The organism is Streptomyces sp. NPDC057743 (assembly GCF_042798755.1).
Classification (GTDB): Bacteria; Actinomycetota; Actinomycetes; order Streptomycetales; family Streptomycetaceae; genus Streptomyces.
Genome location: NZ_JBHVJX010000002.1, coordinates 12,392 through 25,384, shown reverse-complemented (window position 1 = coordinate 25,384; position 12,993 = coordinate 12,392). Strand labels below are relative to the sequence as shown.

Here is a 12,993-nt window from a genome sequence, read left to right as displayed (position 1 = left end):
AAACGGGAGGACAGGGCGACAGTCTATTAGGCCGGTCCCGGGAGGTCGTCGGGATATCCGCCGGCCCAAGGGCCCGGGCCGCCGCTCCGCCCCCGCCGCCGGGGGCCGCAGCGGCGCCCGTTCACACGCCCCGGCTGACCGAGCTCATGTTGAAGTCCGGCACCCGCAGCGGTGGCATCGCGGTCCGCGGGAAGGAGTCCCCCCACTCCCGCGACAGCGTCCGCTCGGTCCGGCCCGCCGCCACCGCCCGGCCCAGCAGGTCCACCGGCGACTCGTTGAACCGGAAGTTGTTGACCGCGCCGACGACCTCGCCGCCCTCCACCAGATAGACGCCGTCCCGGGTCAGCCCGGTCAGCAGCAGCGTCGCCGGATCGACCTCGCGGATGTACCACAGGCAGGTCAGCAGCAGCGTCGGCCCGTCGTGACCGGCGGCGGCCACCATCGCGTCGAGGGAGTCCGAACTCCCGCCCTCCAACAGGAGGTTGTCGACCGCCGGCGCCACCGGCAGGCCGGTGAGCGCGGCGCCGTGCCGGGTGGCCACCAGGCGGTCCAGCACGCCCCCGCGCACCCAGTCGGTGGCGGTCAGCGGCAGCCCGTTGTCGAAGACCGAGGCGTCCGTGCCGGAGGCGTGGGCCAGCACGAACGGCGCGCACTGAAGCCCGGGGGCCGCGGGGTCGCTGCGCAGCGTCAGCGGCAGGTCGCTGAGCCGCTCGCCGACCCGGGTCTGCGCCGCGCCCGCCGGGCCGCCCGCCCTGGAGAAGACCGTGCGGCCCTCGGCGGCGTCCCGGGCGGTGGCCGACCACTGCTGGTAGATCAGCAGGTCCGCGACGGCGGCGGGCGGCAGCAGGGTGTCGTAGCGGCCGGCCGGCAGCTCGATCCGGCGCTCCGCCCAGCCCAGCCGGCCGGCCAGCTCGGCGTCCAGCTGCCGCGGGTCGGTGTCGGCGAAGTCCCGGGTGGACCGGCCGGCCCAGGCCGAGCGGGCGCCGTCCGCGGACCGGGCGTTGAGCTCCAGCGTCCCGGTGGGCTGGTCGTGCCGCAGCCGCAGCCCGGTGGAGGTGCCCAAGTACGAGGAGACGACGGTGTGTTGGGCGAAGCCGTACAGGGCGCGGCCGTCGGCCCGGGCCTGCCGGAAGGACTCCTCAAGAGCCGGGGCGAACGCGGCGAAGACCTCCGGAGAGGTCTCGGCGGGGGCGTCGGTGAAGCCCGTGCCGGCGCCCGCCGGGCCCTCGGTGACCAGCGGCGCGGCGTCCTCGGCCGGCCCGGCGTCCGCGGCCGCCGCCTCCGCCGCCCGCACCAGCGGCTCCAGTTCCCCGGCGGTCACCGCCGACCGCGAGACCACCCCGGACGCGGTCCCCTGGGCGCCGTCCACCGTCGCCACCACCGTGACCGACCGGCCGCGGGTGGTGCCGTTGGTGGTGAGCGCGCTGCCCGCCCAGCGCAGATGGGCGTCGGAGCGCTCCTTGACGATGACCACGAGGCCGTCGGCGCGGGACAGCTCCAGGGCCCGCTCGACGATCTCGTGCGGCCGGTTGCCGCGCCTGGCACGCTGACTCATCGCCCTGCCTCCTGTGTGGTGTTGAGGACCTGCACGCCTTCGAAGACCGCCGCCGGGCAGCCGTGGGAGACCGCCGCGAGCTGGCCCGGCTGGGCCTTGCCGCAGTTGAAGGCGCCGCCCAGGACGTAGGTCTGCGGGCCGCCGAGCGCGGTCAACGACCCCCAGAAGTCGGTGGTGGTGGCCTGGTAGGCGACGTCGCGCAGCTGGCCGGCCAGGCGCCCGTTGCGGATCAGGAACGCCCGCTGCTGGGTGAACTGGAAGTTGTAGCGCTGCATGTCGATGGACCACGAGCGGTCGCCGACGAGGTAGATGCCGCGCTCCACCCCGGAGATCAGCCCCTCCGTCGACGGGCCGTCCGGCGCCGGCCGGAGCGAGACGTTGGCCATCCGCTGGACCGGCACATGGCCGGGGGAGTCCGCGAACGCGCAGCCGTTGGAGCGCGACAGACCGGCCAACTTCGCGGTCCGGCGGTCGAGTTGGTAGCCGCTCAGGATGCCGTCCGTGACCAGGTCCCAGGACTGGGCGGCCACCCCCTCGTCGTCGTAGCCGACGGTGGCCAGGCCGTGCTCGACGGTCCGGTCGCCGGTCACGTTCATCAGCGGTGAGCCGTAGACCAGCGAGCCGAGCCGGTCGGGGGTGGCGAACGAGGTGCCGGCGTAGGCCGCCTCGTAGCCCAGCGCACGGTCCAGTTCGGTGGCGTGCCCGACCGACTCGTGGATCGTCAGCCAGAGGTTGGACGGGTCGATGACCAGGTCGTAGGCGCCGGGCTCGACGCTCGGGGCGCGCAGCTTGCCGGCCAAGTGCTCGGGGAGCGCGGCGAGTTCGCCGTCCCAGTCGTGGCCGCCGGTCAGATACTCCCAGCCCCGGCCGACCGGCGGCGCGAGGGTCCGCATCGACTCGAAGTCGCCGGTGGCCGGGTCCACCGCGACCGCGGTCAGCTCCGGGTGGAGCCGGATCCGCTGCTGGGTGGTGCTGGTGCCCGCGGTGTCGGCGTAGAACTTGTTCTCCTGGGCGACCAGGAGGTGCGCGTCGACGTGCGCCACCCCGGGGGCGGCCAGCAGCCCGGTCTTCTCGGCATCCGGGACGTCGAACGGGTTGACCTCGTAGGAGGACACCCAGGTGCGGTCCCGGTGGACGGGCTCGTCGGCCAGCTCCACCCGCTCCCCGGCGCCCGCGGCCTTGGCCACCTTGGCGGACAGCCGCGCCATCGCCACCGCCTGGCCGGCGACCCGGGCCGCCGCGTCCATGGTCAGGTCCACGCCGGAGGCGAAGCCCCAGGCGCCGTTGTGCACCACCCGCACCGCGTAGCCGAGGTCGGTGGTGTCGGCGGTGGCCGACGTGCGGGCGTCGCGCAGCTGCCACAGCGCGCTGCGGACCCGTTCCAGGCGGAAGTCGGCGTGCTCCGCGCCGAGCGCGCGGGCCCGCGCCAGGGCGGCATCGGCCAGCGCGTGCAACGGCAGCGCGCGGAAGGTCTCGTCGAGTTCATGGGGTGCGGCGGGCACGGCATCCTCCCGTAGTTCGGCGGGAGCATCATCCCCCGCTTCTGTGGAGACCCGACAGTGACCGGGGCGCGCCCCTGTCCGGGCTCGATTCTCCGGAAGGGGCCCCCGACCGATAGTTTCGTACCGAACGCAAGACGGACGGGACACGGAAAGGGTGATCTCTTGAGCCGCTCGGTTCTGGTCACCGGAGGCAACCGCGGCATTGGCCTGGCCATCGCCCGCGCCTTCGCCGAGGCAGGCGACAAGGTCGCCATCACCTACCGCTCGGGGGAGCCCCCGGCGGGATTTTTGGCCGTGAAGTGCGACATCACGGACGCCGAGCAGGTCGAGCAGGCGTACAAGGAGATCGAGGAGAAGCAGGGTCCGGTCGAGGTGCTGGTGGCCAACGCCGGCATCACCCGCGACCAGTTGCTGATGCGGATGTCCGAGGAGGACTTCAGCGCCGTCCTCGACACCAACCTGACCGGCACGTTCCGGGTGGTCAAGCGCGCCAACCGCGCGATGCTGCGGGCCCGCAAGGGGCGGATCGTGCTGATCTCGTCCGTGGTCGGCCTGATGGGCGCGGCGGGGCAGTCCAACTACGCCGCCTCCAAGGCCGCGCTGGTCGGCTTCTCCCGTTCGCTCGCGCGTGAGCTGGGCAGCCGCAACATCACGGTCAACGTCGTCGCGCCCGGTTTCGTCGACACCGACATGACCCGGGTGCTCAGCGACGAGCAGCGGGAGGGCATCGTGAAGCAGGTGCCGCTGGCGCGCTACGCGCAGCCCGAGGAGGTCGCCGCCTCCGTCCGCTTCCTGGCCTCCGACGAGGCCGCGTACATCACCGGAGCCGTCATTCCCGTCGACGGCGGATTGGGCATGGGGCACTGAGCACGATGACGAACACCAGCGGAATCCTTGCCGGCAAGCGCATCCTGATCACGGGTGTGCTGATGGAGTCCTCGATCGCCTTCCACGCGGCCAAGGTCGCGCAGGAGCAGGGCGCCGAGGTCATCCTGACCGCCTTCCCGCGGCCGACGCTCACCGAGCGCATCGCCAAGAAGCTGCCGAAGCCGGCCAAGGTCGTCGAGCTCGACGTGACCAACCAGGAGCACCTGGACCGCCTGGAGGGCGTGGTCCGTGAGGAGCTCGGTGGCCTGGACGGCATCGTCCACTCCATCGGCTTCGCCCCGCAGGACGCGCTCGGCGGCAACTTCCTCAACACGCCCTTCGAGTCGGTCGCCACGGCCATGCACGTCTCGGCGTTCTCCCTGAAGTCGCTGACCATGGCCTGCCTGCCGCTGATGCCGGACGAGGGCGGCTCGGTGGTCGGCCTGACCTTCGACGCCCAGTTCGCCTGGCCGCAGTACGACTGGATGGGCCCGGCCAAGGCCGCCCTGGAGGCCACCAACCGCTACATGGCGCGGGACCTCGGCAAGCGGAACGTGCGCTGCAACCTCATCTCGGCCGGCCCGATCGGCTCGATGGCCGCCAAGTCCATCCCGGGCTTCTCGGACCTGGCCGACGTGTGGAACACCCGCTCCCCGCTGGAGTGGGACATGGCCGACCCGGAGCCCGCGGGCCGCGGCGTCGTCGCCCTGCTGTCGGACTTCTTCCCGAAGACCACCGGCGAGATCATCCACGTCGACGGCGGCGTGCACATGATGGGCGCCTGACGCCCGCCGCGACACCCGTCGCACCTCCCAACTGCCCGTCCCGGTACGCCCGGGGCGGGCAGTGGCGCGTTCCGGGCAGCGGCACTGCGTTCCGGTCAGCGGCGGTGCGTTTCGGCCTGTGGCGGTGCGCTTCGACTGCCCGTTGCGACTCGTTGTGGCGACTCTCGCTGCCGCTCGGTGGCCTTGGGCCGCCGGTCTGCGTCGCCGGCCGAGCATGCCCCTCCCTCCCCTGCCCCTCGCTCCGCCGCACCGGGAATATCCCCCCGCCCACGGCCCGTTGTGGCCCCGCAGGGGGCCTTCGCGTCCCCTACGGGACCTGTTCGACCGCCCCTACGGGCCCCGCCCCGGGGCGGCACCCGAAGGAATGGGCGCCCGCCTCGGCCGCGGCCGTCTCACCGTCTCCCGCGCGGATCGCCGCCACCAGGCGCGCGTGGTCCATCCGCGCCTCGGGCCGCAGCTCCTCGCCGACGTCGGCGCGCAGGAACTCCCGCAGCACACCGCCGAGATCGGCGTAGATCTCGGCCAGCACGTCGTTGTGGGAAGCCGCCACCACCGCCATGTGCAGGGTCGCGTCGGCCTCCACGAACGCCGCGGCCGCGCCCGACTCCCAGGCCCGCTCGCGGCGTTCCAGCAGCGCGTCGAGCTGGCGCAGGTCCTGCTCGGTGCGGCGGTGCGCGGCGAGCCGGGCGGCCTCGGCCTCCAGGGCGGAGCGCAGCTCGGCGACGTGTCGGGGGTCGGCGTCGGCGAACCTGCGGTGCATCACCCCGGCCAGCTCGCTGGTCGCGACCACGTAGGTGCCCGAGCCCTGCCGGATGTCGAGCAGGCCGTTGTGCGCCAGTGCCCGGACGGCCTCGCGGACGGTGTTGCGGGCCACCCCGAGCTGCACGACCAGTTCCGGCTCGGTCGGGATGCGGGACCCCACGGGCCAGTCACCGGACGTGATCTGGGCGCGCAGCTGCGCGATCACCTGGTCCGCCAGCGCGGACCGACGGGGCGAGGTCAGGGGCATGGCTGGGCTCCGGGGGGCTGGGGGCGGTCGGCCGGGCGGACGGCGGCGGCGCGGACGCGGGCCGGCCGGCGGGGTCCGTGGCGCCGTGGAGGTGAGCCGAGGCTACCGACAATGACTGGACAACTATTCATCCCATGATTCTATGATGGCCGCTATGTCAGACGACGACCTCGCGATCCTCGGCCCGGCCGCCGGACCCACGACCTCCCCCGCCCCGCCCGCCGACGGGCCCACCACGGGCGCCGCTCCCGAGCGCGCGCCGGAGCCGGGGCCGGCCGCCCGTTGGCTTCCCCGGATCGTGGTCGCCGGACTGGTACTCGCCGCGCTCAACCTCCGCCCTGCCATCACCAGCCTCGGCGCACTGATGAAGGAGGTCCGCGAGGGGCTCGGCATGAGCGGCACGGTCGCCGGTCTGCTGACGTCCGTACCGGCGCTGTGCTTCGCCGTCTTCGGCATCGCCGCGCCCCGGTTGGCCCGGCGCTTCGGGCCGGGCGCGGTGGTCTGCGCCGGCATGGCCGCGATCGCGGTGGGCGTCGTGGTGCGCCCGTACGCCGGCGGTACGCCCGGATTCCTGGCCGGCAGCGCGCTGGCGTTGGCCGGCATCGCGGTCAGCAACGTCCTGCTGCCGGTGGTCATCAAGACCTGGTTCCCCGACCGGGTCGGCCCGATGACCGGGGTGTACTCCATGGCGCTGGCCCTGGGGACCTCGCTCGCCGCGGCGCTCACCGTCCCCATGACGGGCGCGCTGGGCGGCAGTTGGCGCTCCGGCCTGACGGTGTGGGCGCTGCTCGCCGTGCTCGCGGTGCTGCCGTGGCTGGTGGTGCTCCAGCGGCAGATCTCCACGCAGGCCGCCGCGGCGACCGCACCGGGAGGCGGTGCGCCGGCGGCTGCGGAAACCCCCATACGGATCACCTCGTCGCCGACCGCCTGGGCGCTGGCCGTCTTCTTCGGCCTCCAGGCGACGGCCGCCTACATCACCATGGGGTGGATGCCGCAGATCTTCCGCGACGCCGGGGTCTCGGCGGGCACCGCCGGGGTGTTGTTGGCCGTCACCATGGCGGTCGGCGTCCCGCTCTCCTTCGTCCTGCCGCGACTGGCGTCCCGGATGCGGCACCAGGGGCCGTTGGTGGTCGTCCTCGGGGTCTGCGGACTGGCCGGGTACACGGGTCTGTGGTTGGCGCCGGCCGCCGGTGCCTGGGGGTGGGCGTTGCTGATGGGCGTCTCCAACTGCGCCTTCCCGCTGGCCCTGACGATGATCGGGATGCGCTCCGCCAGCCCGGCCGGGGTGGTCAAGCTGTCGGCCTTCGCGCAGAGCGTGGGGTATCTGATCTCCATCCCCGGGCCGTTGCTGGTCGGCACGCTCTACCAGCACAGCGGTGGTTGGGGGTTGCCGATCGCGCTGATGGTCGGGCTGATGGTGCCGCAGATCGCGGTGGGTGTACTGGCGGGGCGCAACCGCTGCATCGAGGACGAGCGCTGACGAGCGGCTGACAAGCGGCCGGCGAGCGCTGACGGGGGCGGGCGCGCGGGGTGGATGCACGGGGCGGATGCGCGAGGCCGGTGGCCACCGGCCGTCGCCCGCGCCGTCGTTACGCGCCCCGCGCACCCCGACGCGAGCCCTGGGCACAGGGGTGCCTGGGGCGGGTGCGACACTGGGCGCATGCCAGTCCTCGAACCGAATCCGCAGGGCAGCCAGAAGAAGCTGCTGCAAGTCCTGGGCCTGATGCTCGGGGTGACCGCCGTCGTCGCCATCATCGCCAGCATCGCCGCGCGATGACCGGTGACCCGGTCCCGGGGTGGGGCTGTCCCCCCATCCCCTAGGGGGCCGGTCTCAGGGTTGAATGGGTGGCTTCCCGGATAGGAACGGCCGCCGGAGATCCGTAGCGTCACCGTTACACCGCGAAACGGCGGTGGGTGCCCCGCGGCCCCGCGGGCGCACGAGCCCTTGAGTGACCTTCCGGAGCCCGCCATGTCCACCGCGTTCAGCCGTCCGTCCGCAGCGCACGGCACCCGCCTGCGGAAGGCGCTGCCGTGGTGGGGAGTGGCGCTGCCGGTGCTCTCGTTCATAGCCCTGCTGCTGCTCGTCGCGAATCCCGGTGCGGCGAGCGCGGCCGGCGCGGAGCGGGCCTCGCAGACGCTCGGACCGCTGCTGGAATTCGTCGCCAGGGTGCTGCGGCTCGGGGGGTGAGCGCCGGCTCTCGTCGGGGGGCTGTGACGTTGCCCGGGGCACATCACCCGCCCGAGCGGAGCGCCCCAACACCCCGCGCCGGGCGGCGGGTTTCATGCGAAGCTGGGACGCATGAGCGTCGATACACCCCGCCGGATTGTCCTGCTCCGACACGCCAAGGCCGAATGGTCAAACGACAGTGACCACGAGCGTCCGCTCGCCGATCGCGGCCGCAAGGACGCCCCGGTCGCCGGCCGCTGGCTGGCCGGTGCCGGAGTGACCCCCGCCCTGACTCTCTGCTCGACGGCCGCCCGCACCCGGGAGACCTGGAAGCTGGTCGTCTCCGAGCTTCCGCACCGCCCCAAGACCGTCTACGACGAGCGGCTGTACGAGGCGTCCCTGGGCGAGCTCATCGCGCTGCTGAACGAGACCTCCGACGAGGTGGACGACCTGATGCTCGTCGGGCACAACCCCGGGGTGCACGACCTCGCCGACGCCCTGGCCGGCGAGGCCGAGGGCGATCTGCTGGCCCGGATGAACCGCAGCGGCTTCCCGACGTCGGCGATGGCGGTGCTGACCTTCAACGGCAGTTGGAAGGCGGTCGAGCACGGCATCGGCCGGCTGGTCGCGTTCTGGTCGCCGCACGCCTGAGGCCACCCCGCGGCCACGGGGCGACGCCCCGTCCGGCAACGCCACCGCCCGGCGCGACGGCCGTTCCCGGACGACGAGCGGCCCACGGCGGCCCAGTTGAGCGTCGAGACGTCACGGCCCCGAAGCGCACGAGGCGCTTCGGGGCCTTCTCCCTGTCCGGAGCGGAAGCGGGGCCGGGCCCGGCCCCACCCCTCACTCCGCGTGGGTGTTCGCCGCCTCCACCTCTTCGCGGGTGATCCCCAACAGATAGAGCACGGTGTCCAGGAACGGCACGTTCACCGCGGTGTGTGCGGCCTCGCGGACCACCGGCTTGGCGTTGAAGGCGACCCCCAGCCCCGCCGCGTTGAGCATGTCGAGGTCGTTGGCGCCGTCGCCGATCGCGACGGTCTGCACCAGCGGCACCCCGGCCTCGTGCGCGAACCGCCGCAGCAGCCGCGCCTTGCCGGCCCGGTCCACGATGTCGCCGACGACCCGCCCGGTCAGCTTGCCGTCGACGATCTCCAGGGTGTTGGCGGCGGCGAAGTCCAGCCCCAGCTCCTCCTGGAGCGCGTCGGTGACCTGGGTGAAACCGCCCGAGACCACGCCGACTTGGTAGCCGAGCCGCTTCAGCGTGCGGACCAGGGTGCGCGCGCCCGGCGTCAGCCGCACCTCCTTGCGGACGAGGTCCACCACGGACGCGTCCAGCCCGCCCAGCAGCTCGACCCGGGCGTGCAGCGACTGCTCGAAGTCCAGCTCCCCGCGCATCGCGGCGGCGGTCACCTCGGTGACCTCGGCCTCGCACCCGGCGTGTGCCGCGAAGAGCTCGATCACCTCGTCCTGGATGAGGGTGGAGTCGACGTCCATGACCACCAGCCGCTGCGCCCGCCGCTGGAGCCCGGCCGCGACCACCGCGACGTCCACCCCCAGCTGCGCCGCCTCCGGCGCCAGCACGCTGCGCAGCGCCTCGGTCTTAGCGCCGGAGACCGCGAACTCGACTGCCGTCACCGGGTACTTGGCGAGCCGGAAGATGCGGTCGATGTTGCCCCCGGTGGCCGTTATGGCGGCGGCGATGGCGGCCGTCGACTCCGCGGTGAGCGGGTGTCCCAGCACGGTGACGTGGGACCGGCCCAGACCGCGCGGGCGGTTGTCGCCGCGGCCGGAGATGATCTCGGCCTGGAGGGTCAGGGACTCGGCCCAGCTGTGCACGGTGGCCCGGAGGTCGCCCTCGGAGGCGCCGCTGCCGCCCCGGTCGGGGGAGGGGGCGGTGACCAGCGCGCACAGGGTGATGCGCCCTCGGGTCACCACCTGCTCGATGTCCACGACATCGACGGAGTAGGCGGCCAGGGTGTCGAAGAGGCCCGCGGTGATGCCGGGCCGGTCCTTCCCGAAGATCTTGACGAGGAGTGTCGGTACGTCTTCGCCTGGTCCGGCGGCGGCAGGCGGGGTCTGCGATGCGCTCATGGTGCCCTTACGGTAACCGGAGGCCGGCCGGGGCCGTACGGGTGTCCGGGGTTCGGACCCGCGGCGTCACAGGGTCACCGGACCGCCACCGAAGCGGCCGGGCGCCCGGTCCGCGGGGGTCGGGGCGATCGTTATGGACTCGTGTCCGCGCCCGCCCGGTTGCACCGGTCCGAGGGACCGCGCTGGCACTCCAACTCCCCTTTTGGTATGGCGTTTTCGCGGCCCGGGGCGTCGTCCGGGGGCATCCCGGTGCGTCGAATGCCCCGAATTCCCGGCAATGTGGGCTCCAGCGGGCTATTCCGGCTCTCCGGGAGGGTTCGCCGGATGCCGGCGGAAGTGCTCCGCCCCCGGCGCCGTCCCGGTTTCCCGTCCGCCGGCCGAGCCTGAAATAGTTCCTCACGATGTTTCGCCATCCCTAGACTTCCCGCACTGGGCGTCTCTCGGGGGACTATGTAATGGGGCATGGAGTGCCTGAACTCGTACTGGAATTGAACGGAAGGACCTGGACCCTCGACCCGTCCAGGTCCTACAGCGTGGGCCGTGATCCGCAGGGCGACATGGTGCTCGACGACGCCAGGGTCTCCTGGCGGCACGCCAGCCTCCGATGGTCCGGCCGCAGCTGGCTGATCGAGGACCACGGCAGTACCAACGGCACCTACGTCCGGGGCCAGCGCATCCAGCAGTTGGAGATCGGCCCGGGCGCCGCCGTCCACTTGGGCAACGCCACCGACGGCCCCCGGATGACCCTGTCCGCCGCCGGGGTGTCGACCGACGCCCTCCAGACGCAGGCCATGGCGACCCCGCACCAGGGCTGGCCGGTCCCGCCCGCGCAGCAGCAGCCGCCCGCCCAACGGGACTGGCAGGCACCGCCGCAGGGCCATCAGCCGCCGTACGTCCCGCCGCAGCAGGCCCAGCAGCCGCAGCAGGGCGCGCCCCAACAGGCCGCGTCCGCCGGGGCGTCCGCGCCGCAGCAGCAGGCCCCGCAGGCCCAGGGCGGCGACCGCAGCCCGACCACCTTCCACCGCCTGGACACCGGCCGGGTGATGCGGATCGGTCGTGCCCTCGACAACGAGCTGGTCGTCTCCGACCTCCAGGTCTCCCGCCACCACGCGGAGTTCCGGGCCACGCCCGAGGGCCGGTTCGAGCTCCGTGACCTCGGCAGCCACAACGGCACCTACGTCAACGGCCAGCCGGTCCCCAAGTCCGGTACCGCGCTGATCGGCCCGAACGACACCGTTGGCGTCGGCCACTCCACCTTCCGGCTGGTCGGCGACCGGCTGGAGGAGTTCGTCGACACCGGTGAGGTCTCCTTCTCGGCCCGCCACCTCACCGTCACCGTCGACGGCGGCAAGCAGATCCTCAAGGACGTCTCCTTCGGCGTCCCCGAGAAGTCCCTGGTCGCCGTCATCGGCCCGTCCGGCTCCGGCAAGTCGACGCTGCTCAAGGCGCTGACCGGCTACCGCCCCGCCAACGAGGGCGAGGTCCTCTACGACCACCGGAACCTCTACACGCACTTCGCCGAGCTGCGCCAGCGCATCGGCCTGGTCCCGCAGGACGACATCCTCCACAAGGAGTTGACCGTCCAGAAGGCCCTGCGCTACGCCGCCAAGCTGCGCTTCCCCGGCGACACCGCGGAGTCCGAGCGCGAGGCCCGGATCGACGAGGTGCTGCGTGAGCTCAAGCTGGACATCCACAAGGACAAGAAGGTCACCTCGCTCTCCGGTGGCCAGCGCAAGCGCGTCTCGGTCGCCCTGGAGCTGCTGACCAAGCCGTCGCTGATCTTCCTCGACGAGCCGACCTCCGGCCTCGACCCGGGCATGGACCGCGACGTCATGCAGCTGCTGCGCGGCCTGGCCGACGACGGCCGCACCGTCCTGGTCGTCACCCACTCGGTGGCCGAACTCGCCCTGTGCGACCGGCTGTTGGTGATGGCGCCGGGCGGTTCGGTGGCCTACTTCGGCCCGCCCCAGGAGGCGCTGAACTTCTTCCAGTACGAGTCCTGGGCCGACGTCTTCTCGGCGTTCGAGAACTACCGCGACTACGACTGGGCCGGCCGCTGGCGCGGCTCCCCGCACTACCAGATGTACGCCGCCGACCTCGACGCCGCCCCGCCGCAGGCGGTCAGCGTCCAGGCCCCGCCGGCCCGCATACAGAAGTCCCAGAGCTGGGGCTCCCAACTGTGGACCCTGATGCGGCGCTACGTCTCCGTGCTCGCCTCCGACCGCGGCTTCCTCGCCCTGATGGTGCTGCTGCCGGCCGTCCTCGGCGTGGTCTCCCTGCTGATCCCCAGCGACTACGGCCTCGGCTACGGTCCCGAGAAGCAGCTCGGCATGCGGCCCAACCGCGACGCCAGCACCATCATGCTGATCCTCGCGGTCGGCATGTGCTTCTCCGGCGCCGCCAACTCGGTCCGCGAACTGATCAAGGAGCGGGTCATCTACGAGCGTGAACGGGCCACCGGCCTGTCGCGGTCGGCGTACCTGATGTCCAAGGTCATCGTGCTCGGCGTGGTCACCGCCATCCAGGGCGTGATCCTCGCGGCCATCGGCTTCTCCATGCGGACCATGCCGTCCCAGGGTCTGATCGTGCCGAAGCTGCCGGCGATCGAGATGACCGTCGCGATCATCGCCCTCGGCTTCACCTCGATGATGGTCGGCCTGATCATCTCCGCGCTGGTCAAGACCGCCGAGAAGACCATGCCGCTGCTGGTCATGTTCGCCATCATCCAGGTCGTCTTCACCGGCGTGCTCTTCCAGCTCTTCGACACCGTCGGCGTCTCCCAGTTCTCCTGGCTGATGCCCTCGCGCTGGGGCGTCTCCGCGATGGGCGCGACGGCCGACATGAACACGCTGCTGCCCTGGGAGGTCGGCCACCCCGACCCGCTGTGGAAGCACCAGACCGGCGTCTACGTGATGGACGTCGTCATCCTGCTCGCCCTGGGCGTCGGGCTCGCCTTCGTCGTCGCCCGACTGCTGCGCCGCCACGAGCCGGAGGTCATGCGCAAGTAGCGCCGGCAC

Annotated in this window: 11 protein-coding genes; 7 read left to right on the top strand and 4 right to left on the bottom strand. The window is 72.7% G+C overall.

Annotation, left to right across the window (positions count from 1 at the left end; genetic code table 11):
• Positions 1-121 precede the first annotated feature (121 nt).
• Both ACFVFQ_RS02130 and ACFVFQ_RS02125 read right to left on the bottom strand, forming a co-directional pair.
• Positions 122-1,555, bottom strand: a complete 1,434-nt coding sequence (locus ACFVFQ_RS02130; RefSeq protein WP_383407098.1) for a metallopeptidase TldD-related protein — start codon at positions 1,553-1,555, stop codon at positions 122-124.
• Positions 1,552-3,057, bottom strand: coding sequence for a TldD/PmbA family protein (locus ACFVFQ_RS02125; protein ID WP_383407096.1), 1,506 nt, complete (start codon positions 3,055-3,057; stop codon positions 1,552-1,554). The genes ACFVFQ_RS02130 and ACFVFQ_RS02125 overlap by 4 nt, the downstream gene beginning before the upstream one ends.
• A 162-nt stretch (positions 3,058-3,219) precedes the next feature.
• Between ACFVFQ_RS02125 and fabG the strand changes: the two genes are divergently transcribed.
• Both fabG and fabI read left to right on the top strand, forming a co-directional pair.
• Positions 3,220-3,924, top strand: a complete 705-nt coding sequence (gene fabG, locus ACFVFQ_RS02120; protein ID WP_383407093.1) for a 3-oxoacyl-[acyl-carrier-protein] reductase — start codon at positions 3,220-3,222, stop codon at positions 3,922-3,924.
• Between the two features lie 5 nt (positions 3,925-3,929).
• Entirely contained in the window at positions 3,930-4,709 is a 780-nt protein-coding gene (fabI, locus tag ACFVFQ_RS02115) for an enoyl-ACP reductase FabI (protein ID WP_383407090.1), read from the top strand.
• Between the two features lie 307 nt (positions 4,710-5,016).
• On the opposite strand, the gene ACFVFQ_RS02110 is transcribed toward fabI, so the two are convergent.
• Entirely contained in the window at positions 5,017-5,718 is a 702-nt protein-coding gene (locus tag ACFVFQ_RS02110) for a FadR/GntR family transcriptional regulator (protein WP_383407087.1), read from the bottom strand.
• Positions 5,719-5,872: 154 nt separating this feature from the next.
• Between ACFVFQ_RS02110 and ACFVFQ_RS02105 the strand changes: the two genes are divergently transcribed.
• The 4 genes from ACFVFQ_RS02105 to ACFVFQ_RS02090 all read left to right on the top strand — a co-directional run bounded on the left by ACFVFQ_RS02105 (position 5,873) and on the right by ACFVFQ_RS02090 (position 8,536).
• Complete coding sequence (locus ACFVFQ_RS02105; RefSeq protein ID WP_383407084.1) at positions 5,873-7,198, top strand: CynX/NimT family MFS transporter; 1,326 nt, start codon at positions 5,873-5,875, stop codon at positions 7,196-7,198.
• A gap of 180 nt (positions 7,199-7,378) precedes the next feature.
• Positions 7,379-7,495 carry an SGM_5486 family transporter-associated protein gene (locus tag ACFVFQ_RS02100; protein WP_274916418.1) on the top strand — a complete coding sequence of 39 codons (117 nt, stop codon included), beginning with the start codon at positions 7,379-7,381 and terminating at the stop codon, positions 7,493-7,495.
• 192 nt (positions 7,496-7,687) lie between these two features.
• Positions 7,688-7,906 (top strand): hypothetical protein, encoded by a 219-nt coding sequence (locus tag ACFVFQ_RS02095; RefSeq protein ID WP_383407081.1) that lies wholly within the window; start codon positions 7,688-7,690, stop codon positions 7,904-7,906.
• 111 nt (positions 7,907-8,017) lie between these two features.
• Positions 8,018-8,536, top strand: coding sequence for a SixA phosphatase family protein (locus ACFVFQ_RS02090; protein WP_383407078.1), 519 nt, complete (start codon positions 8,018-8,020; stop codon positions 8,534-8,536).
• Between the two features lie 192 nt (positions 8,537-8,728).
• On the opposite strand, the gene serB is transcribed toward ACFVFQ_RS02090, so the two are convergent.
• Positions 8,729-9,976 carry a phosphoserine phosphatase SerB gene (gene serB, locus ACFVFQ_RS02085; protein ID WP_383407075.1) on the bottom strand — a complete coding sequence of 416 codons (1,248 nt, stop codon included), beginning with the start codon at positions 9,974-9,976 and terminating at the stop codon, positions 8,729-8,731.
• Positions 9,977-10,431: 455 nt separating this feature from the next.
• Here serB and ACFVFQ_RS02080 point away from each other — a divergent pair, with 455 nt between their 5' ends.
• Positions 10,432-12,984 carry an FHA domain-containing protein gene (locus tag ACFVFQ_RS02080; protein ID WP_383407071.1) on the top strand — a complete coding sequence of 851 codons (2,553 nt, stop codon included), beginning with the start codon at positions 10,432-10,434 and terminating at the stop codon, positions 12,982-12,984.
• Positions 12,985-12,993: the final 9 nt, after the last annotated feature.